The organism is Mesorhizobium sp. WSM4849 (assembly GCF_055811385.1).
In genome coordinates this window covers 102,263-122,506 of sequence record NZ_JBVVPW010000022.1, presented here as the reverse complement: position 1 = coordinate 122,506, position 20,244 = coordinate 102,263, and the positions used below count along the sequence as shown (strand labels likewise).

The 20,244-nt window shown below is 64.2% G+C and carries 16 protein-coding genes and 1 pseudogene; 13 read left to right on the top strand and 4 right to left on the bottom strand.

Annotated elements, in window-relative coordinates:
• The first annotated feature begins 46 nt into the window (after positions 1-46).
• Both ileS and AC0L3L_RS23860 read left to right on the top strand, forming a co-directional pair.
• Positions 47-3,031 carry an isoleucine--tRNA ligase gene (gene ileS, locus AC0L3L_RS23865; RefSeq protein ID WP_473639295.1) on the top strand — a complete coding sequence of 995 codons (2,985 nt, stop codon included), beginning with the start codon at positions 47-49 and terminating at the stop codon, positions 3,029-3,031.
• Positions 3,032-3,221: 190 nt separating this feature from the next.
• On the top strand, positions 3,222-3,896 hold the full coding sequence (locus tag AC0L3L_RS23860; RefSeq protein WP_473639293.1) for a hypothetical protein: 675 nt from the start codon (positions 3,222-3,224) through the stop codon (positions 3,894-3,896).
• 132 nt (positions 3,897-4,028) lie between these two features.
• On the opposite strand, the gene AC0L3L_RS23855 is transcribed toward AC0L3L_RS23860, so the two are convergent.
• Positions 4,029-4,481, bottom strand: a complete 453-nt coding sequence (locus tag AC0L3L_RS23855; RefSeq protein WP_473639291.1) for a nucleoside deaminase — start codon at positions 4,479-4,481, stop codon at positions 4,029-4,031.
• A gap of 176 nt (positions 4,482-4,657) precedes the next feature.
• Here AC0L3L_RS23855 and AC0L3L_RS23850 point away from each other — a divergent pair, with 176 nt between their 5' ends.
• From AC0L3L_RS23850 to AC0L3L_RS23825, 6 genes and pseudogenes are all read left to right on the top strand, one after another.
• Positions 4,658-6,640, top strand: a complete 1,983-nt coding sequence (locus AC0L3L_RS23850; RefSeq protein WP_473639290.1) for a pseudouridine synthase — start codon at positions 4,658-4,660, stop codon at positions 6,638-6,640.
• On the top strand, positions 6,621-7,175 hold the full coding sequence (rsmD, locus tag AC0L3L_RS23845; protein WP_473639288.1) for a 16S rRNA (guanine(966)-N(2))-methyltransferase RsmD: 555 nt from the start codon (positions 6,621-6,623) through the stop codon (positions 7,173-7,175). The genes AC0L3L_RS23850 and rsmD overlap by 20 nt, the downstream gene beginning before the upstream one ends.
• A gap of 291 nt (positions 7,176-7,466) precedes the next feature.
• The gene (locus AC0L3L_RS23840) at positions 7,467-8,831 is read left to right on the top strand and encodes a M16 family metallopeptidase (RefSeq protein ID WP_473639287.1); all 1,365 of its coding nucleotides are present in this window, start codon (positions 7,467-7,469) and stop codon (positions 8,829-8,831) included.
• 249 nt (positions 8,832-9,080) lie between these two features.
• Complete coding sequence (locus AC0L3L_RS23835; RefSeq protein ID WP_473639286.1) at positions 9,081-10,433, top strand: M16 family metallopeptidase; 1,353 nt, start codon at positions 9,081-9,083, stop codon at positions 10,431-10,433.
• Between the two features lie 20 nt (positions 10,434-10,453).
• The gene (locus AC0L3L_RS23830) at positions 10,454-11,338 is read left to right on the top strand and encodes a patatin-like phospholipase family protein (RefSeq protein WP_473639285.1); all 885 of its coding nucleotides are present in this window, start codon (positions 10,454-10,456) and stop codon (positions 11,336-11,338) included.
• A gap of 178 nt (positions 11,339-11,516) precedes the next feature.
• A pseudogene (locus AC0L3L_RS23825) lies at positions 11,517-11,657 on the top strand (winged helix-turn-helix domain-containing protein); the annotation flags it as partial.
• An 11-nt stretch (positions 11,658-11,668) separates the two neighbouring features.
• Here AC0L3L_RS23825 and AC0L3L_RS23820 read toward each other — a convergent pair.
• Entirely contained in the window at positions 11,669-12,820 is a 1,152-nt protein-coding gene (locus AC0L3L_RS23820) for a helix-turn-helix transcriptional regulator (protein WP_473639284.1), read from the bottom strand.
• Positions 12,821-13,179: 359 nt separating this feature from the next.
• Here AC0L3L_RS23820 and AC0L3L_RS23815 point away from each other — a divergent pair, with 359 nt between their 5' ends.
• Positions 13,180-13,539 (top strand): hypothetical protein, encoded by a 360-nt coding sequence (locus tag AC0L3L_RS23815; protein WP_473639283.1) that lies wholly within the window; start codon positions 13,180-13,182, stop codon positions 13,537-13,539.
• Positions 13,540-13,629: 90 nt separating this feature from the next.
• Complete coding sequence (locus AC0L3L_RS23810) at positions 13,630-14,052, top strand: cytochrome c family protein (protein ID WP_473639282.1); 423 nt, start codon at positions 13,630-13,632, stop codon at positions 14,050-14,052.
• A gap of 27 nt (positions 14,053-14,079) precedes the next feature.
• On the opposite strand, the gene AC0L3L_RS23805 is transcribed toward AC0L3L_RS23810, so the two are convergent.
• Positions 14,080-15,219 carry a CapA family protein gene (locus tag AC0L3L_RS23805; RefSeq protein WP_473639281.1) on the bottom strand — a complete coding sequence of 380 codons (1,140 nt, stop codon included), beginning with the start codon at positions 15,217-15,219 and terminating at the stop codon, positions 14,080-14,082.
• A gap of 120 nt (positions 15,220-15,339) precedes the next feature.
• Between AC0L3L_RS23805 and AC0L3L_RS23800 the strand changes: the two genes are divergently transcribed.
• The gene (locus AC0L3L_RS23800) at positions 15,340-16,158 is read left to right on the top strand and encodes a phosphosulfolactate synthase (protein WP_473639280.1); all 819 of its coding nucleotides are present in this window, start codon (positions 15,340-15,342) and stop codon (positions 16,156-16,158) included.
• 464 nt (positions 16,159-16,622) lie between these two features.
• Here AC0L3L_RS23800 and AC0L3L_RS23795 read toward each other — a convergent pair whose 3' ends face one another.
• Complete coding sequence (locus tag AC0L3L_RS23795; protein ID WP_473639279.1) at positions 16,623-17,519, bottom strand: MBL fold metallo-hydrolase; 897 nt, start codon at positions 17,517-17,519, stop codon at positions 16,623-16,625.
• Between the two features lie 169 nt (positions 17,520-17,688).
• Between AC0L3L_RS23795 and AC0L3L_RS23790 the strand changes: the two genes are divergently transcribed.
• Together AC0L3L_RS23790 and AC0L3L_RS23785 are read left to right on the top strand one after the other, a co-directional pair.
• Positions 17,689-18,576, top strand: a complete 888-nt coding sequence (locus tag AC0L3L_RS23790) for a LysR family transcriptional regulator (protein ID WP_473639278.1) — start codon at positions 17,689-17,691, stop codon at positions 18,574-18,576.
• A 262-nt stretch (positions 18,577-18,838) separates the two neighbouring features.
• A complete protein-coding gene (locus AC0L3L_RS23785) occupies positions 18,839-20,110 on the top strand; it encodes an amino acid ABC transporter substrate-binding protein (RefSeq protein ID WP_473639277.1) in 1,272 nt (423 codons plus the stop codon).
• Positions 20,111-20,244 lie beyond the last annotated feature (134 nt).

Here is a 20,244-nt window from a genome sequence, read left to right as displayed (position 1 = left end):
TTTGCCGCCGGGCAATGCATATGGCAGACCAATGACCGATACCCCAATGACCGACACTGTTGAAACGATCGACTATTCCAAAACGCTTTATCTGCCCCAGACGGATTTCCCGATGCGCGCCGGCTTGCCCGAGAAGGAGCCGCTGCTGGTCAAGCGCTGGCAGGACTTGGACCTCTACCGCAAGCTGCGCGACAACGCCGCCGGCCGCGAAAAATACGTGCTGCATGACGGCCCGCCCTACGCCAACGGCAACATCCACATCGGCCACGCGCTGAACAAGATCCTTAAGGACGTCATCACCCGCTCGTTCCAGATGCGCGGCTACGACTCGAACTACGTGCCCGGCTGGGATTGTCACGGCCTGCCGATCGAATGGAAGATCGAGGAGCAATATCGCGCCAAGGGTAAGAACAAGGACGAGGTTCCGGTCAACGAGTTCCGTAAGGAATGCCGCGAGTTCGCCGCGCACTGGATCAAGGTGCAGGGCGCAGAATTCCAGCGGCTGGGTGTCGTCGGCGACTTCGACAATCCCTATACGACGATGGCGTTCCGTGCCGAGGCGCGCATCGCCGGCGAACTGTTGAAATTCGCCATGTCCGGCCAGCTCTATCGCGGCTCCAAGCCGGTGATGTGGAGCGTTGTCGAGCGCACCGCGCTGGCCGAGGCCGAGGTCGAGTACCAGGACTATGAGAGCGATACGATCTGGGCGAAGTTTCCGGTCGTCAGCATCGCTCGTCAGGTCACCAACGTCGAAGATGGGCAGCCAGCCTTGGATCCAAAGCTGACGCAGACGTCACTGGACTTGCTGGAGGCCCACGTCGTCATCTGGACGACCACGCCGTGGACCATCCCCGGCAACCGCGCCGTAAACTATTCGCCCCGCATCAACTATGGCCTCTACGAGGTCACGGCAGCAGAGAATGCTTTCGGCCCGCAACCCGGCGAAAAGCTGATCTTTGCCGACGCGCTGGCCGAAGAGGCTGCCGTCAAAGCCAAAGTGACAATGAATCGTCTCCGTAACGTTTCGGCCGAAGAGCTTGGAAGCCTTACGCTTTCTCATCCCTTCAACGGTTTGAACGGCGGCTACGAATTCCCCGTGCCGATGCTCGCCGGCGACCACGTCACCGACGATGCCGGCACCGGCTTCGTTCACACCTCGCCCAGCCACGGCCGCGAGGACTTCGACGCCTGGACGGACGCTGCATCGGAACTGCGCCAACGCGGCATCGACACGGCGATCCCGTTTCCGGTCGACGATGCCGGCTTCTTCACCAAGGACGCGCCGGGCTTCGGCGCGGACCGCGAGGGCGGAGCGGCGCGCGTCATCGACGACAACGGCAAGAAGGGCAATGCCAACCAGGCGGTCATCGACGAGCTGATCAAACGCAACGCACTGTTCGCGCGCGGCCGGCTGAAGCACTCCTATCCGCATTCGTGGCGGTCGAAGAAGCCGATCATCTTCCGTAACACGCCGCAATGGTTCGTCTATATGGACAAGGATCTGAGCGACGGCACGACGCTGCGCAGCCGTGCCTTGAAGGCCATCGACGACACCCGCTTCGTGCCGGCCGCCGGCCAGAACCGCATTCGCGCCATGATCGAGGAGCGTCCCGATTGGGTGCTGTCGCGCCAGCGCGCCTGGGGCGTGCCGATCGCCGTCTTCGCCGATGCCGACGGCAATGTTCTGCGCGACGAGGCGGTCAACCAGCGCATCGTGGACGCCTTCGAGAAGGAGGGCGCCGACGCATGGTTCGCGGCCGGCGCCAAGGAGCGTTTCCTCGGCAACCACGATGCTTCGAAATGGCAGCAGGTGATGGACATCCTCGACGTCTGGTTCGATTCCGGCTCGAGCCATGTCTTCACTCTCGAGGACCGCCCGGACCTGAAATGGCCGGCCGACCTTTACCTCGAAGGCTCCGACCAGCATCGCGGCTGGTTCCACTCCTCGCTGCTTGAAAGCTGCGGCACCAGGGGCAGGGCGCCTTACGACACAGTCGTCACCCATGGTTTCACCATGGACGAGGAGGGGCGCAAAATGTCGAAATCGCTCGGCAATACAGTCGTGCCGCAGGACGTCATCAGGCAGTCGGGCGCCGATATCCTGCGGCTATGGGTGGTGACGACCGATTACTGGGAAGACCAGCGGCTCGGCAAGAACGTGCTGCAGACCAACATCGACGCCTACCGCAAGCTGCGCAACACCATCCGTTGGATGCTGGGCACGCTTGCCCATGACGATGGCGAGGAAGTACCGCTGGATAAGATGCCGGAGCTGGAGCAGCTGATGCTGCACCGGCTCTCCGAACTCGATGAAGTCGTGCGCGCGGGCTATGACGCCTTCGAGTTCAAGCGCATCACCCGCACGCTGCTCGACTTCATGGTGGTCGAACTGTCGGCCTTCTATTTCGACATCCGCAAGGACGCGCTCTACTGCGAAGCGCCGTCCAGCGTGAAGCGCAAGGCCTCCGTGCAGGTGGTGCGCCATCTGTTCGACTGCCTGGTGAAATGGCTGGCGCCGATGCTGCCCTTCACCATGGAGGAGGCGTGGCTCGACCGTCATCCGGACGCCGTCTCGGTGCATCTCGACCAGTTCCCGCAAATCCCCGTTGACTGGAAGAACGAGGTGCTGGCGGAAAAATGGCGCAAGGTGCGCCAGGTCCGCCGTGTCGTCACCGGCGCGCTGGAGATCGCACGTGCCCAGAAGGTCATCGGCTCGTCGCTGGAAGCGGTGCCGGTCGTCACGCTCGACGATGCGGCGCTCGAAGCAGCGATATCAGACGTCGACATGGCCGAAATGGCGATCACCAGCGATCTGGTCGTTGCGCATGGCGACGCGCCTTCTGGTGCCTTCACGCTGGACGACGTCAAGGGCGTCGCCGTGGTGGTCGAGAAGGCCGAGGACCGGGGCCTGGTCAAATGCGCGCGCTCATGGCGCTACACGGCCGATGTCGGGCAGGACAGGGAATTCCCCGACGTTTCGGCGCGGGACGCGGCGGTCCTGCATGAATTGAAGGCGCTCGGTCGTATATAAGGCGGTGCACAAATGCCACGGCGGGCGGCTGATCGGCCCCCGCTCGTTGCCCTTAACGAGTGGTTGAGGTAAACACGCGAAACTCCGGACGACAAATTGTCGCCGGATTTCCGTCGCAAGAGCATAGATGATGGGAACCGTCCTTTGGCCGGTGGCGATCGAGAGGCTGTCTAGAGTGGGACTTTTTGGCATGACCGAAAGAACTTGCGCGCGGGTTGCGCTGCTGGCGCCGCTTGTCGTATCCGGCTTGGCCCTTTCCGGCTGCATGGGCTCGCCGACCTACGGGACCGACAAGACCGCCTCCGCCCAGCTTGCCGGCGATCTCACCAGCGCTTTTTCAGTCATGCCGAAGAACAAGGAAAAGATCGACTACAAGCCGCGCCCCGAACTGGTGAAGCCGGCGCCGGGACAGAAGGAATTGCCGCCGCCGCAGGACAGCATCGCGACGGCAAGCGCCGATTGGCCGGAATCGCCCGAGCAACGCCGCGCTCGCCTGCGCGCCGAGGCGACGCTCCATCAGGACGATCCGGACTACCAGGCGCAGATCGTCGATGACGTCCAGACGGATCCAACGGCGGTCAAGGCTGCGATGGCGCAGTCGGCTTCCAGTCATCCGCCGGCCTGGACTCCGGCGGATTCGGACAAGGGCCGCGCCGCCGAGGTCAAGCGCCGCCTCGCCGAAGCCAAGCAGGGTGACCCCAACACCCGCAAATATCTGAGCGAGCCGCCGGTGCAATACCGCGCCGCTGCCGCGACCGCGCCGGTGGACGACATCGGCGAGGACGAATACAAGAAAGAACGCCGCCTCAAGAAGGAAGCGGCCGCCAAGAACAAGAGCGGCATGTTCGACTGGCTGCCGTGGTAAGCTGTCAGCGCTAATGCATGTCGCGCAAAACTGTGCAGCGGTTTTGCGATAACGACATGCATAAAACAGCAACCTAAAGCGCGTCGCATGAGGCCGGTCTAACACGACGCGCGTTAGGGAAAGCTGGCGACGCTACGGTTCGCGTCGATCTCTGAAAAAATCCTTCAGAAGCAGCGCCGCGTCGCTTTCGGCCATGCCTGTATAAATGTCTGGCACATGATGGCAGGTCGGTGAGGCGAAGAAGCGCACGCCGTTGACCACCGCGCCGCCCTTCTCGTCGGCGGCGCCGAAATAAAGCCGGCGCAGCCTGGCGAAGGAAATGACGCCGGCGCACATGGCGCAGGGCTCCAGCGTCACATAGAGATCGTGGCCGGTGAGCCGCTCGCTCGACAGCTTGCGGCAGGCCTCGCGGATCGCCAGCATCTCGGCATGGGCGGTGGGGTCGGAAAGCTCGCGGGTGCGGTTGCCGGCACTGGCAACGACCGTATCGCCGCTGGCGATGACCGCGCCGACCGGCACTTCGCCACGCAAGGCGGCGGCTTCGGCCTCCTTCAGCGCCAGCCCCATGAAATCCGGCCGCTTCAAGCGGTTTCCATTCCTATTATCTCCTCGCTACTCCGGCGTGATCCTGTTATCTAGCGCATGACCCCGAAAACCGTAATCGGTTTCGGAAGGGATCATGCGCCAAATCAAAGTCCTACAGCGTCCTTTGCGCGTCCGTACGGACGCGCGGCGCTGTAGTGCAAACGAGCAAAAGCCACATGGACGACAAAGACAAGAAATTCCCGCGCCAAAAGGGCCCGCGCAAGAACGGCCCGGGCAAGAACGGCCCGAAACCGTTGGGCCCGCGTGGTCGCGATGCCGCTGCCGGCAAGGGCGGCAAGCCGTCCTTCGGCGCGAAAAGACCTTACGCGCCGCGCGGCGACCGCCCGATGGCGGCTGACGGCGAGCGGCCGAAGCGTGACTTCAAAAGCGGCGACCGGCCGATCAGCAAGGCGCCGCGCCCTGAAGGCAAGCCTTATGAAAAGCGCGAGGGGCCTCGAAAACCCTATGCGCCACGCGGCGACCGGCCGATGGCAGCCGACGGCGAGCGGCCGAAGCGCGACTTCAAGGCCGGCGACAGGCCGTTCAGCAAAGGGCCGCGTCCGGAAGGCAAGCCTTATGAGAAGCGCGAAGGTCCGCGCAAGCCCTACGCGCCGCGCGGCGACCGCCCGGCGGCTGCCGAAGGCGAGCGCAGCGAAAGGCGCTTCGACCGTCCCAAGCACGACTTCGGCGATCGGCCCAAGCGCGATTTTGGCGCTGCCCAAGGGGCATCGGGCGGCGGCTTCAAGCCGCGCCCACGTCCGGCCGAAGCGACGGAAGAGCCAGGCGAGCGCATCGCTAAGCGGCTGGCCCGCGCCGGCCTTGCCTCGCGCCGCGATGCCGAGGAACTGATCGCGGCCGGCCGCGTCAAGGTCAATGGAAGGGTGCTGTCCTCGCCCGCCTTCAATGTGATGCCCGGCGACATCATCCATCTCGACGGCATGGAGATCCCGCCGATCGAGCGCACCCGGCTGTTCCTGTTCCACAAGCCGGCCGGCGTCGTCACCACCAACCGTGATCCCGAGGGCCGCAAGACCGTCTTCGACGTGCTGCCGGCCGACCTGCCGCGGTTGATGACCATCGGCCGGCTCGACATCAACACCGAAGGCCTGCTGCTGCTCACCAATGATGGCGGGCTGGCGCGCGTGCTCGAACTGCCGGCGACCGGCTGGCTCAGGCGCTACCGCGTGCGCGTGCACGGCAAGGTCGAGGAAAGTGCGCTCGCCGGCTTGCGCGAAGGCATTGCCGTCGACGGCGTCTTCTACGGCGCCATCGAGGCGACGCTCGACCGCGAGCAAGGCACCAACGCCTGGCTGACGCTCGGCCTGCGCGAAGGCAAGAACCGCGAGGTCAGGAATATACTGGGCTCGCTTGGTCTCGACGTCACACGGCTGATCCGCATTTCCTACGGACCGTTTCAGCTCGACGACCTGCCCGAGGGCCATGTGCTGGAGATCAAGGGCCGCGTGCTGCGCGACCAGCTCGGCGAACGCCTGGTCGAGGAGTCCGGCGCCAATTTCGACGCTGAGATCACCAAGCCGTTTTCCAACAGGCCGGTGCGGCGCGAAGCGGTGCGGGAAGAGGAACCGGAGCGGCCGAAGTTCACCCGCGACGGCGAACGCCGTCCGATCGGCGAAGGCGGGCTGATCAAGAACCGCAAACGCCGCGAAGGCAGCCGCGACGAGGCGCTGGGCAAGCTGTCGACAAGTCCCGGCAGAAGCTTTGGGCCGGAAAAGAGCTTTGGTGAGCGTGGCCCCAAATCTGAACGCAGCGGCCCCGAACGCGGCGGCTTTGGCGATCGCGGCCCCAAATCTGAACGGAGTGGGCCGGGCGGCTTTGGCGGCAAACCGGGCGGCGGGAAAAAGTCCGAACGCGAGCAGCGCCCGATCGAGCCGCCGGGCCAGCGCAAGGCCAATGTCTGGATGGCGCCGGGCGCGCGGCCGATCGGCAGGGGCAGGGCGGACGCGGATGCCGCCAAGGCGGCCGAAGCCAAGGAACGCAAGGCTTCGTTCAAGCCGTCTTATGGCAAGCCCGCCAAGCCCGGAGGCGCAAAGCCGTTCGGCAAGCCGCGTGGTGCCGAGGGTGACGGTGCCAAAGGCGGCGACCGGCCACGCAGTGGTCCCAAGGGATCAAGGGGAGGCAATGCGGATCGTCGGCGGTGAGTTTCGCGGGCGTCCGCTGGCGACGCCGCGCTCAAGCGCCATCCGCCCGACCACCGACCGCACCCGCGAGGCTGTCTTCAACGTGCTGGCGCATCGCTTTCCTGATAGGCTGGTCGGCGCGCGCGTGCTCGACCTGTTCGCCGGCACCGGCGCGCTCGGCCTCGAGGCGCTGTCACGCGGCGCATCTTATGGCATCTTCATCGAAGAATCAGCGGAAGGGCGCGGCCTGATCCGCACCAATGTCGAGGCCTTCGGCCTCACCGGGCGTACCAAGATATTCCGTCGCGACGCGACGGCGCTGGGCGAGGCGGGCACGATGGCCGCGTTCGGCCTGGTGTTCGCCGATCCGCCCTATGGCAAGGGCCTGGGCGAGCGTGCCTTGCGTTCGGCCAAGGCCGGCGGCTGGCTCGCCCGCGGCGCGCTCTGCGTCGTCGAGGAGGCGGCAGTGGCGCCGTTCGAGGCAGGGCCGGGCTTTTCGGTTGTCGACGAGCGCAGCTATGGCGAGACGGTCATCCGGTTTATCGAGGTTGAGTGAGCGCGGCGGCGATTGGTGGCCGCCCACGGGTCTTGCCTTTGGCAAGCCCGAGGACAGGCTCCGCGGCCGGAGAGGGGGACGGTTGTGCGACCCTCCACCATTCGAGACGTTCAAGTCAGCTCCTCCTCGGTTTGTCGGCGCAGACCCCCTCTCCGTCTCGGCTGCGCCGAGCCACCTCTCCCCCGCTTCGCGGGGGCGAGGAACCGAGCGCCTCGAAAATGACGAACAAATCAATTTGCCTGTGGCAACACCCCCGCCTATCGTCCCACCCCATGACAACCGGAGCCATTGATGACATCTCAGGCTGAATGGCTGCGCGGAACGCTTTTGGCGCTGGCTCTCGTGATGACCGGCCCGGTTCTGGCCGACAACAAGCCGGACGACGGCAAGGTGACGAATTTCCTGCTCGACAACGGCATGGAGGTTGTCGTCATTCCCGATCACCGGGCGCCGATCGTCACCCATATGGTATGGTACAAGATCGGCAGCGCGGATGAGCCGCCCGGCAAGTCCGGCATCGCCCATTTCTTCGAGCATCTGATGTTCAAGGCGACGACCAATCAGGCGGCCGGCGCGTTCGACCGCGCCGTCTCCGCCATCGGCGGTTCGAACAACGCTTTCACCTCCTATGACTACACCGCCTTTTACGAGACGGTGGTGCCGCAGGCGCTCGAGCAGATGATGGATTTCGAGGCCGATCGCATGCGCAACCTCATCCTCAACGACAATGTCATCGCCACTGAGCGCGACGTGATCCTCGAGGAACGCAGCTCGCGCATTGACAGCAATCCGCAGGCGGTGCTCGGCGAGGAGGTCGATGCCACGCTCTGGCAGAACCAGCCCTATCGCATTCCGGTGATCGGCTGGATGCAGGAGATGGAGAAGCTGAACCGCGCCGACGCCAAGGCTTTCTACGACAAGTATTACACGCCCAACAACGCCGTGCTGGTGGTCGCCGGCGATGTCGACCCGGAGGTGGTCAAGGCGCTGGCCGAAAAGACCTATGGCAAGATTGCGCGTGGTCCGGACCTGCCGCCGCGCATCCGTCCGGTCGAACCCGAGCAGAACACCAGGCGCACGGTGACGCTCACTGACGCGCGTGTCAGCGTGCCGAACTTTTCGACGCAATGGGTGGTTCCCTCCTATCACACTGCAAAGCCGGGGGAAGCCGAAGCGCTGGACCTCCTGGCGGAGATCCTCGGCGGCGGTAGCCGCAGCCGGCTCCACCAGCAGCTTGTCGTCAAGCAGGGTATTGCCGCCGAGGCTGGCGCCTTCTTCCAGGGCACTATGCTCGATGCCACCAACTTCACCGTCTATGGCGCGCCGCGCGGCGACGCCAAGCTGGCCGATGTCCAGGCGGCGATCGAGGTCGAGGTTGCCCGCATCGCCAGGGACGGCGTCACATCAGGCGAGTTGGAGAAGGCCAAGGATCGTTTCGTCCGCTCGATGATCTTCGCCCGCGACAAGCAGGATTCGATGGCCAACATCTACGGCGCGACGCTCGCCACCGGCGGCAGCGTCCGGGACGTCGAGGAATGGCCGGGCCGCATCCGCAAGGTCACCGCCGACGAAGTCAGGGGCGTTGCCGCGCGCTATCTCAATCTCAACCATTCGACATCAGGCTATCTCTTGCCGCAGACACAGGCAGGGAATTGATCGATGACGAGCTTGAGCGTTTGCGCTGCCCCTCACCTGCCTGCCGGCATCCTCTCCCCGTATAGTGACGGGGAGAGGGGCGCTCTCGTCGGCGGTTTCGCCAACCACCAGCGTTGCAGAAACAGCGCCTGGGTTGCGGCCAGTCCCGTTCTCCCCGTCACTATACGGGGAGAAGTGCCCGGCAGGGCGATGAGGGGCGGCGCTAACACCGACAGCTATTCGTCTCGAACATCAGTTGGAAGCTACCATTTGTCCGAAGCGACTGTCCTGAAGCGTGTCGCCACCCGACTGGCCACCCTGCTCCTCTCATTGCTCTTCCTCGTCCTGCCGGCGCTTTCCGCTCGCGCGGCCATGAGCATCCAGGAGGTGACCTCGTCAAAGGGCATTACCGCCTGGCTGGTGGAGGATTATTCCGTGCCGCTGGTCGCCATCCGCTTCGTCTTCGATGGCGGCACGACGCAGGATCCCGCCGGGAAGGAAGGACTTGCCAATTTGATGAGCGGCCTGTTCGACGAGGGCGCCGGCAATCTCGACAGCGAAGCTTTCCAGATAAAGCTGGACGACGTTGGCGCCGAGATGAGCTTCGAGGCGGGGCGCGACGGCACCTACGGCTCGATGCGCATGCTGGCCGAGCAGCGGGACGCAGCGTTCGACCTGTTGCGGCTGGCGGTCACAGAGCCGCGTTTCGACCAGGCGCCAATCGACCGCATCCGCGCGCAAGTGCTGTCCGGCATCATCGCCAACGAGCTTGACCCCGACACGCTCGCCCAGCGCAAATGGCTGGAGGCACTATACGGCACCCATCCCTATGCGCGGCCCGACCAGGGCACCAGGCAAAGCATCGCCACGATCACGTCGGACGATCTCATTGCCTTTCACAGGGCGAACTTTGCTCGCGATGGCCTGCATGTGGCGGTGGTCGGTGCCATCGATGGCGAAACGTTGAAGAAAAAGCTCGATATGGTCTTCGGTGGCCTGCCGGAACATCAGGCGCTCGCGCCCGTCGCCGATGTCGATCCGAAACTCAACCAGCAGCTCGAGGTCAATTACGACCAGCCCCAGACGTCGCTGCAATTGGCCTATCCCGGCGTCAAGCGGAGTGCGCCGGATTTCTTCGCTGCGGTGCTGATGAACGAGATCCTCGGCGGCAGCGCCTTCACCTCGCGGCTGTTCGACGAGGTGCGCGAAAAACGCGGCCTGGCCTACAGCGCCAGCTCCGACCTGGTCGACCACGAGCACGCCAACGCCCTGGCCATCACCACAGCGACCCGCGCGGACCGGGCGGCCGAGACGTTGGCTGTCGTGCGCGAGGTGGTGAAGCGCATGGCGCAAGAGGGGCCGACCGAAGCGGAACTGGCGGCGACCAAGAAATACTTGATCGGCGCCTATGCCATCAACAATCTGAATTCCTCAGGCGCCATCGCCGCGACGCTGCTCGAACTGCAGCTCGACAAGCTCGGCATCGACTACATGCAGCGCCGCGCCGCCCTCATCAACGGGGTGACGCTGGATCAGGTCAAGGCGGCGGCGAAAAAACTGCTCTCCGCCGAGCCGGCCATCATGATCGTCGGGCCGAAGCACGGCGAGGCCAAGGAGGAATGAGCCCAAATGGGGGGCAAGGGATGAGCCCGAGCTTCGGCATCGCCTTCGGCGGCGGCGGCGCGCGCGGGCTGGCGCATATCCATGTTATCGAGGCGCTGGACGAGCTGGGTATAAGGCCGGTCGCGATATCAGGCTCATCGATCGGCGCCATCATGGGCGCCGGCATGGCTTCGGGCATGGCCGGCAGCGACATTCACGACTACATGCGCTCGATCCTCGGCCGCCGCGCCGAGGTGGCGGCGCGCATGTGGCGGGCTCGGCCAGGCACCTTTGCCGAGGCGCTGCAGGGCGGGCTGCGTGTCACCCAGTTCAATGTCGAGCGCATTCTCAAGGCATTCATGCCCGACGCCATACCCGAAAATTTCGCCGAACTGAAAATACCGCTGAAGGTGACGGCGACGGATTTCTTCGGCCATAAGCTCGCCGTGCTTAGCGACGGCGACCTGCATTCGGCGCTTGCCGCCTCTGCGGCTATTCCCGCGGTATTCCGCCCGGTGATGCGCGACGGCAGGCTGCTGATCGACGGCGGCATCTACAATCCGGTGCCGTTCGACCTGATCGAGCACGACGCCGACATCATCATCGCCGTCGACGTCGTTGGCGCGCCGACCAAAGGCGGGCGCAAATACCCGACCTCCGTCGACCTGATGTTCGGTGCCACGCAATTGATGATGCAGTCGATCATCGCCGCCAAGCTGAGGCAATGCCAGCCGGACATACTGGTCAGGCCGGCGGTGTCGAAATACCGCGTACTCGATTTCATGAAGATCGACGCCTTGATGGCCGAAACGGCTGATATCAAGGACGAGCTGAAGCGGGAGATCGAGAAGGCGGTGGAGGCGCGGGCCAAGGTCGACACGGGCAAGCGCACTAAGCAGGTGGGGGGCGTGGTGCGGAAAGTCTGACGCCTGGTGGCCTCAAGCGCAAGCGTCTGAACGTCTGGAACATCCTCACTCCGATAAGCCCAGCAGACCTTCTGCGGCATGACTATCCCGTCGCGGCCTGAACCGTTCGCCGGGTCGATCGAACGGTTGAGGATCAGCGCCCCGGCATCCGAAGCGCACGCATTTCGCCTGCGCGCCGCCGCCCAGGGGCGACGAGCCGTTCGATCGCAGCATCGACAGCCGCATCACCCGGCTGCGCCGCCGGCTCGAAAAGGACCCGGCCAAGCCGGAACTGATCAAGACGATCCGCGGCGCTGGATACCTGTATCCAAAGCGGTGAACGAGTGCGGTTCAGGGACCAGGCTGCCCCGCAGGCGGAACGATCTGCATGACAAGGCGCATCAGATCGGCCTGGCGGGAGGCGCCGGTCTTCTGGAAGATATTGTCGAGATGCGTCTTGGCGGTCGCGTTGGCAATGTGAAGGCTGGCGGCGGTCTCGGCCAAGGTGTGCCCGGCCACAAGGCTGGCGAGCACGCGGGTTTCGGCCAGCGTAAGCCCAAAGGCTCGCGCCAGCATTCCGGCGGCGTCATGCTCGTCCGGTGCATTGCCGATGAACACCGCGGCTACCGCCGCGGGTTCCATGCCGGCGCGCAGGTCGCCGCCGGCCATCGGCAGCACGCGGGCGAAGACGGGCGGCAGGCCGGATTCGCTGAGGAGGACGGCAAGCCCTGTCTTGCCGATGCTGACCTCATCCTGAGCCGCAAGCATGATGGCGCTGTGAAGCTCCCTGGAAGCCGACGGGATCTTCGCTTGCAGAATGCCCCGGACATCCTGGATCGGGCCGCCGCTCCGCAGCATGTGCTTGGCCGAGCGGTTGGCGTGCAGGACTGCGCCACGTTCATTGGTGAGGACCACGGCGCATGTGAGCGCATCGAGCGCCTCGGCCATTCCTGCGCGCTCGACAGTGCCGATGTCCAGCATGTTGCTGATTATCACCGAACGGCGCACATGCGGCAGCAACAGTCTGCCAAGCTTGATTTCGCGCTCGGTGATAATGCCTTGCCGCTTATGTCGGGCAACGGCGAAGCCGGCAAGGCGGGTAGGGGTGTGGATCAGGAAGAACGACATGACGTCGACCAGGCCTTGCGGCTTCAGGAACTCCTGAAAATATCGGGAGGTCTCCAGGTAGGTTTGAGGGATATGGCGTGAGACCACATGCGGCATATCGAGCGAAGGCCATGTCGAGAGATCCTCGAGCAGCCGGGCGTGGATCTCGGGGATATATTTCGCCTGTTGCTCCAGCCAGTATGGGTCTATTCCCACGGTCCTGTAGATCAGCAGCCGGTCGTTGGCGAGGTCGTCAAGCTGCAGGACCGCAGTCTGGGCATCGAACGCATCCCTGATCCCGGCAAGCGCGTGCTCCCATCGCTCCGGGTCGAGTGCGCAATCGTAGATCGAGCCGATCAGCTTCGACAGCTCATGATGCGACAATGCCTTGGCCATCGACGGCCCCTCGCATGTCGACAGCGCGTCCGATGCGGGCGGAAAGCCGCGCCCTCTCACAGGTGCTCTCGCTTCTCCAACTTTAGCGATCGCTTAAATTCGGATTATCTCCCCCAAACAGGGGATGCGCAAGGACCCGGGCGGTGAAATACTCTCGCCCCAGAAGATAAGGTCACACTTAACTGTGACAACCAGTGGGGTTCAGCGCGTTCCTGGCTCGCGGGCCTTCGCCACTGTGATGCAGCCGGGGGGAATAATCAAGAATTCTGCCTGCGTGCGCCGACTATCACGGCGCGCGACCGCCTATTGCTGAAACTTAAGCCGGGTTCGACCCGGACAATTCGGGATGGAGCAGCATTATGTACAGATACATTGCTTTTGCAGCACTTTGCATGGCGGCGATGCCCGCGCATGCCGACGAGCTTGGAGCCATGAAGGCTGAAAGCATCGATCTCGCCGGCTTCCTTGGTGTCGTCTATTATACACCTCAGGAGGACGGCTATCGGGTGGTCACCACAATCGCGCAGGGCGAGGCTGGCTTGCCAGTGCGTTTCGTGGCGACACTGACCGAGAACCAGATGGTCGCGGTCTCCGTGCCGGGCAAGCTGGGAGAGTCGGACCAGATCATCGAGATATCGCGTGTCGGCGGCAAGCTTGTCGTCAGCCCACAACCGATAGATGGGATCGTGGTTTCTTCTCCGAAGCCCGCCGTCGACTGATGACCGCCGTCGAGTGATCCAAGGTCGAGTGATCCGGGGGCATGCGCGTTGCGGCGGTGCTGGATGAGCCTGCAACGTGGGCGACAGACGATGTCCCTGTGGCTCGTCCTCCCGTCTGTCGTCGTCTTTATCGTCGGCGCCGGCTTCGCCGCGTCTTCGCAAGCTGAGCTGGCCACGGGCAAGTTGGCCACGGGCAGGTTCTACAGGATAGTCGACGGCAAGGTCGATGCGCGAACCTACAACGGTTTCCGTCGCTACCATGGCAGCTGCAACCACTGCCATGGCCCCGACGGCATGGGCTCGACCTTCGCCTCGGCCCTCGTCGACCGGCTGCCCGGCATCGAGGTCTTCCGCAGCAACGTCCGCGACGGCGTGCGCAGCGGTGCTTCGGTCATGAAGGGCTTCGCCGACGACCCCAACGTCGCTCCTTACATCGACGACATCTACGCCTATCTGCAGGCCCGCGCCGACGGTGCGCTTGGCCGAGGACGGCCCGAGAGGCTTGAAAATTAGTGCCGCTGGCTGCTGACCGCAGGCGCTTCACCATAGGACAATGAGACGGTCGTCGCTCCCGAGCGCCACATGCGTGCCGAAAGGCGAGCACTCGCGCTCAAGCATGGCCGCGAGCCAGGCGGCATCTTCGGGCGAGGCGCGGTTTAGCCGGAACTTGGCGAGCTGGAACGGCACCAGCTCGAGCGAAAGTAGCGTGCCCTCCGGGATAGTGAGCCGCGGCAGGTAGATCAGCGCAAGCTCGCCGCGAAAGGTTTCGTACCCTGTTATCCCCTCATAGTCGGTGAGGAAGTCGCCGCATCCATAAAGGATCAGCCGGCCGTTGTGGATTTCGATCGGCTTGGGATGGTGGGAGGAGTGCCCATGCACGACGTCGAACCCTGCAACATCGATGAGGGCATGAGCAAGCGCGCGTTCTTCCGCCGAGACTTGGTAGCCCCAGTTGCCGCCCCAGTGGATCGAGGCTACCGCGAGGTCGCCGGGCTGTTTTATTGCCGCCACGGATCGGGCGATCTGCTCGAGCGACCTGGCCGAAACATCCGCCAGCAGGTTGACTCCTGGCTTGTATGCTCCGGCTGCCCATGAGGCTGGAACGCCGCTCGTCCCGAGCGCGAAGCCGAACACGAGCACGCGGCCTGCACCTGCCAGTTCAATGACGGCAGGCGCCGCCGCCTCATCCGCGTTAAGCCCGGCCCCGGCATAGGCGAGGCCGGCAAGCCGGAGCGTATCGAGGGTTTCGACGAGGCCAGGCTCATCCCAGTCGAGCACATGGTTGTTGGCGAGCACGCAGCAGTCTACCCGCGCCGCCGCCAGGCAGCCGATGTTTGCCGGGTTCATTTTGTAATTGATGCCCTTGGGCGCCAAAGACAGGCTGGTGGTAATGCTGGTCTCGAGATTGATGATCCGCGCGTCGGGCGCTTCACGGTCCAATTCGGCGAGCGCATCACCCCAGACATACGCATCGTCGACCTTTCTCGGGACCGGGCCATTGATGCGTTCGGCAAGCTCGACATAGGTCGTCGCCGATTTGACATAGCGCTCGCTGAGGTGCGGATCGCCGGGACTGGCGAGGATCTGGTCGATGCCGCGCCCAAGCATGACATCGCCGCACAGGAACAGTTTTACGCTGCTTCGAACGCCGGCGGCGGCATTGTTCGCGATCTGCGGCATCCCAGACCTCCTTCCCCCGCCAACACCCGGTGAGCCAAGGGGTTCCAGCCCAGTTTGCGCGGATCGGATCGCGCGCCCAGTCGTTAATGCAGGAGAAACCGCCCGCCGAGGCCCCAAAAAATGACCGACACAGCCTTCTCCTTCATCCCGCGCGCCGCGCGCTCTTCCAAGCCGCGCAAGACCGGCCTGACCGAGATTCGCGGGCCCTATTACAGCGCCTATGGGCCGCGCCATCTGGCCGACCTCCTGGAAACCATGGGCAACTGGATCGACGGCATCAAGTTTGCCGGCGGATCATTCGCCCTGATGCCGCCCGAAGCGGTGAAATCGATCAACAAGCTGGCACACGATCACGAGGCCTACGTCTCGACAGGCGGCTGGATCGAGAATGTCCTGCGTTTCGGCCCGGACGCCGTCGACCGCTACATCGAAGAAGCCAAGGCGCTGGGGTTCGACGTGATCGAGATCTCCACCGGTTTCATCAGCCTGCCGACGGAGGCGTTGCTGCGCCTGGTCGAAACGGTGAAAAAGGCCGGGCTCAAGGCCAAGCCGGAGCTCGGCATCCAGTTTGGAGCCGGTGGCGACACATCGGCCGAGGAGCTCGAAGCCGAAGGCACCAGCGATGTCGGCTGGCTGGTCGCGCAGGCCAGGCGTGCCCTCGATGCCGGCGCCGACATCATCATGATCGAGAGCGAAGGGATCACCGAAAACGTGACGTCCTGGCGCACCGACGTGGTGGCCCGCATCGTCAACGAGCTCGGCCTGGAGGCGGTGATGTTCGAAGCCGCCGACCCGGCGGTCTTCGAATGGTACGTCAAGAACTACGGCAACGAGATCAATCTGTTCGTCGACCACAGCCAGATCGTGCAGCTCGAGGCGCTTCGCTCCGGCATCTGGGGAACCAAGAGCACCTGGGGGCGGATTCAGAATGTTGGGTGAGGGATGTTTGAGGCGACCGCGAAGGGCAATCGCTCCAGGTTTGCGCCGCCCCTCATCGCCCTGCCGGGCACTTCTCCCCGTATAGAGACCAGGGCTATCGCAGGTGGGCCGAGGCTTTCGCTCTACGATGTACCCCCACCCCTAACCCCTCCCCACAAGGGGGAGGGAGACTTCTGTTGGCGCTGACCTCGGCAAATTGCCTGTCTTTCCAGGGGAAGTGAGGGCGCGCGGCAGCATTCCCTCCCCCTTGTGGGGAGGGTTAGGGTGGGGGTCCATCTTCGCAAGAATCCCTATTGGATCGCGGCTTCATTCCAGCTTGGGTTCCTCGCCCCACGAAAGTGGGGAGAGGTGGCTCGGCGAAGTCGAGACGGAGAGGGGACTGCGCCTTACGAAAGCCCCCTCTCCGGCCGCGTCGCGGCCACCTCTCCCCCGCTTCGCGGTGGGCGAGGAACCCAGGTCGTGCCTCAGCCCCACTTCATCTCGCCGGTGGCGACCTTGGAGCCGATGTCGAGCGCCACGCCCATGCCGAGGCCGGGGAAGCGGGCCTCCATGGCGCCCTTGAGCGCGGCGGCGTCCTTGGCCTTGGCCAGTTCTTCCTCGAAGGCAATGAGATAGGTTTTGGTGTGCTCGACGCCCGAAAGATCGGTGGCGGCCTGCGGCATCATGTGGGCGGGCACGACGATTTCAGGCTTGGCGGCCGCGATCTTTTCGAGATTGGCGAGCCAGGCGGCGCGCTGCTCCCTGGTCGGCGTGTCGGCGGTCCAGACATGCACGCCGGAAAAAATCATCACTCCGCCGAACACCGCATTCAGCGACGGCACCGAGAGATAGCGCCGGTTGGCGAGGCCTTCCGCGTCGACGATCTCGATGGTCTCGCCATCGACGCTGAGCGTTTTGCCGTCGAACACCTCGGGGATGACGACATCCGCGAGCGCCTGCGGGCCATTCTCCTTGAGCTGCGGCCCCCAGACGGCGATTTTCTTGTCGACGCTGCCGTTGATGGCCGCCACCGTATCGGCCGCGGCGATCACCCGTGCCTGCGGGAACGCCTCCTTGATCGGCTTGAGGCCGAAATAATAGTCCGGGTCGGACTGGCTGACATAGATGGTGGTGAGCGTCTTGCCGGTCGCCTTGATCGCCTCGGCCACGGCTTGGCCGTCGGAATAGGTGAAACCGCCATCGATCAGCAGCGCCTCGGAGGCGCCGGTGATCAGCACAGGGGCGCGAAAGAAGCCGTTTTCCCCGGCAGGAAAATGTTTCCAGGAAAGGCCCGCGGCCGCATGGCCAAGCCCGGCGGGAGCGAAGACTGCAGCGGCGCCGGCGGCGAGGGTGGTTTTCATGATGGCTCTCCGTGTGAACATGACTGTCTCCTGGGCTTGGGAATGCGGAATTCAGGCGAGGCGGGCGCATCTCCCGCCCAGCCTCGATCTCAGGAAGATGGCAAAAGCGGAATGCGTATTGAAGGCCAACAAAATAGACGTAATGTATGCTATTGGCTGACAATGAGGTCGCACCTGCCATGAGCAAAGCATGAACCTGAACCGGCTGGCCTATTTCGCCGCGGTGGTCGATGCCGGCTCCTTCACGCGGGCCGCCGAGCGACTGGGCATCACCAAGGCGGTCGTCAGCCAGCAAGTGGCGCGGCTGGAGCGCGATGTCGGAATGACGCTGCTGATCCGCACGACGCGGCGCGTCCATCCGACCGAGGCCGGCCGGACATTCCATGCGCGGTGCCTAAAAATCCTGCAGCAGGCTGAGGATGCCTTCGACGAGCTCGCGCAGGCCGCCGCCGAGCCGACCGGCACGCTGCGCATCGCGGCGCCCAACGACTACGGCACGTCGGCGGTGGTGCCGGTGGTCGCCGCCTTCAGCGCGCGCTATCCCGCCTGCCGGGTGGAACTGACGCTGGGCGATGAGACCATCGACCTGGCTTCTGGTGGAATGGACGTGGCGATCCGCGTCGGCTGGCTGGCCAATTCCAGCCTGCAGGCGCGGCGGATCGGCACATTTAGGCAATTCATGGTGTGCGGCGCCGAGTTTGCCGGCCGCTTCACGGCTGGCGAACCGCAAGACTTGGCCGGGCTGCCCTTCGTCGCCAACATGGCGCTGCGCGAACCGCTGCTATGGCAATTTTCGCGCGGCGAAGCCGAGCACCGCGCCGTGCGCATGCGGGCAACGATCGCGATCGACGCGACGCCGGCCGTGCTGGCGGCGGTGCGCGCCGGCGCCGGCCTGTCGGTGCTGCCGGACTTTTTGGTGCGGGACGAGCTGGCCGCCGGGCGGCTCGTCCACATCCTGCCCGAGTGGCGGCTGCCCTCCGGAGGCATCTACACAGTCTACCCGGCCGCACGTTTTCGGCCGCCCAAGGTGACGAGGTTTGTCGAGATGCTGGTCGCGGCTGAGCAGGAGATGGGGTGAAGCGGGGGAGGGACGGGCCGGCGGAGATGACGCCGGAGGTCACGGAAATCCATGACCGGGCGCGCGAAAAGCTCAGCGGCATTGGAAAGGGAGGACCGAACATGGCATCTGTCGCGCGGATCGCCACATGGACGACTAGCACGAAGTGCTGTGGTGCGCTGCAAGTATGGATTTTCAGAGAGCTGCAGCGAGCGTTTCCAGTAGATTTGTGTGGTGTGCGGACATATCCTGCAACTTTAGGACCGAATGCGGGAGGACCATCATGCCAAAGAAGGACGTAAGCTTTTCTCGACGCACATTTCTCGGCGGCAGCGCCCTGGCGCTTGCCAGCGGCACGATTTCGATGCCGTTCGTGCGGACCGCGCGCGCCCAGGCGGCGACTTTCAAGGCCGGCGTCATCACGTCTCTGTCGGGCGAGAATATTTCGGGCGGCAATTTGACCAAGAACGGTTACGATCTCTGGGCCGAAGCGGCCAACGAGAAGGGCGGCGTCGAGGTCGGCGGCGAGCGTTTCATGGTCGAGATGTTCTATGGCGACGACCAGAGCAATCCGGCTACCGGCGCCGACGCCGCCGAACGGCTGATCGTGCAGAACGAGGTCGATTTCCTGCTCGGCCCCTACACCAGTGGCTCGACAATCGCCGTTCAGCCGATCTGCCAGAAATACCAGGTGCCGATGATTTCGGGCTCGGCCGAGTCGCCCAATGTCTGGTTGGCCAAGCCCGAATTCAATTTCGGCATCATCCCTTCCGTCGACACGACATCCGGCCAGTCGCTGGGCGTGCTGGCGGCGCTGTCAAACCCGAAGGCGAGGACGATCGCGGTGATCGGAGTCAACGAACCCTTTTCGAAGGAGACCGGCGAAGGCTTCCAGCGCGGCGCCAAGGAAGCGGGGCTCGAAGTCGTCGCCTACGAGCTCGTTCCGGCTTCCGGCGATCTCACCCCGGTAATGTCCAAGATCGCCGCCCTCAACCCTGACATCGTCGCGGTGGGCGGGCATGAAGAGCCGCTGATAAATGTGATCAAGACGTCGAAATCGCTGAATTATCGGCCGAAGGCCTTGATCATGCATTACGGCGTGACCAATCCGGCCTTCGCCGAAGCGCTCGGCGCTGATGCGAACGGCACCTCCGGTGTCGCCGTATGGCTGCCTACGGTGCCCTACAAGGACGACCTGTTCGGCACCGCACAGGACTATGTCGCGCGGGCCCAGGCTAAGTTCGGCCATGAGCCCGACTACACGGAAGCCGCCTGCTCGGCCAGCGGCCTCGTCTTCGCCGACGCGGCCAAGCGACTGGGCAAGAAGCCTTCGCTCACCCCCGAGGATCGCGTCGCTCTCAAGGATGCCATCGCCGACACCGACATCACGACTTTTTACGGACCGATCAAGTTCGAGAAGGAAGGCGACCACTATCACGACAACATCCAGCCGGTGCCAGTCGTGATCCAGATCCAGGATGGAAAGACCGTCGCTGTCGGCCCGAAGGAAGCGGCCGCGGCCGAGATCATCTACCCGTTGCCGTCCTGGAAATAATCGCGACTTGAGGCGAGCGGAGGCGCTATTCGCCGTTGCCTGCTACGGCAGCGGCAGCATGATGGCGGCCGGCTCTTCCAAAGGCCGGCTGTAGGTTGGGCTTTATACTGCGGGCGTCAATTCGCACTCGCGCC

Coding starts and splice junctions, on each gene's coding strand:
- ileS (WP_473639295.1), top strand. CDS start 47: ATGACCGACACTGTTGAAACGATCGACTATTCCAAAACGCTTTATCTG.
- AC0L3L_RS23850 (WP_473639290.1), top strand. CDS start 4,658: ATGGACGACAAAGACAAGAAATTCCCGCGCCAAAAGGGCCCGCGCAAG.
- AC0L3L_RS23815 (WP_473639283.1), top strand. CDS start 13,180: ATGTACAGATACATTGCTTTTGCAGCACTTTGCATGGCGGCGATGCCC.
- AC0L3L_RS23785 (WP_473639277.1), top strand. CDS start 18,839: ATGCCAAAGAAGGACGTAAGCTTTTCTCGACGCACATTTCTCGGCGGC.
- rsmD (WP_473639288.1), top strand. CDS start 6,621: ATGCGGATCGTCGGCGGTGAGTTTCGCGGGCGTCCGCTGGCGACGCCG.
- AC0L3L_RS23800 (WP_473639280.1), top strand. CDS start 15,340: ATGACCGACACAGCCTTCTCCTTCATCCCGCGCGCCGCGCGCTCTTCC.
- AC0L3L_RS23805 (WP_473639281.1), bottom strand. CDS start 15,219: ATGCCGCAGATCGCGAACAATGCCGCCGCCGGCGTTCGAAGCAGCGTA.
- AC0L3L_RS23840 (WP_473639287.1), top strand. CDS start 7,467: ATGACATCTCAGGCTGAATGGCTGCGCGGAACGCTTTTGGCGCTGGCT.
- AC0L3L_RS23810 (WP_473639282.1), top strand. CDS start 13,630: ATGTCCCTGTGGCTCGTCCTCCCGTCTGTCGTCGTCTTTATCGTCGGC.
- AC0L3L_RS23795 (WP_473639279.1), bottom strand. CDS start 17,519: ATGTTCACACGGAGAGCCATCATGAAAACCACCCTCGCCGCCGGCGCC.
- AC0L3L_RS23790 (WP_473639278.1), top strand. CDS start 17,689: ATGAACCTGAACCGGCTGGCCTATTTCGCCGCGGTGGTCGATGCCGGC.
- AC0L3L_RS23820 (WP_473639284.1), bottom strand. CDS start 12,820: ATGGCCAAGGCATTGTCGCATCATGAGCTGTCGAAGCTGATCGGCTCG.
- AC0L3L_RS23830 (WP_473639285.1), top strand. CDS start 10,454: ATGAGCCCGAGCTTCGGCATCGCCTTCGGCGGCGGCGGCGCGCGCGGG.
- AC0L3L_RS23860 (WP_473639293.1), top strand. CDS start 3,222: ATGACCGAAAGAACTTGCGCGCGGGTTGCGCTGCTGGCGCCGCTTGTC.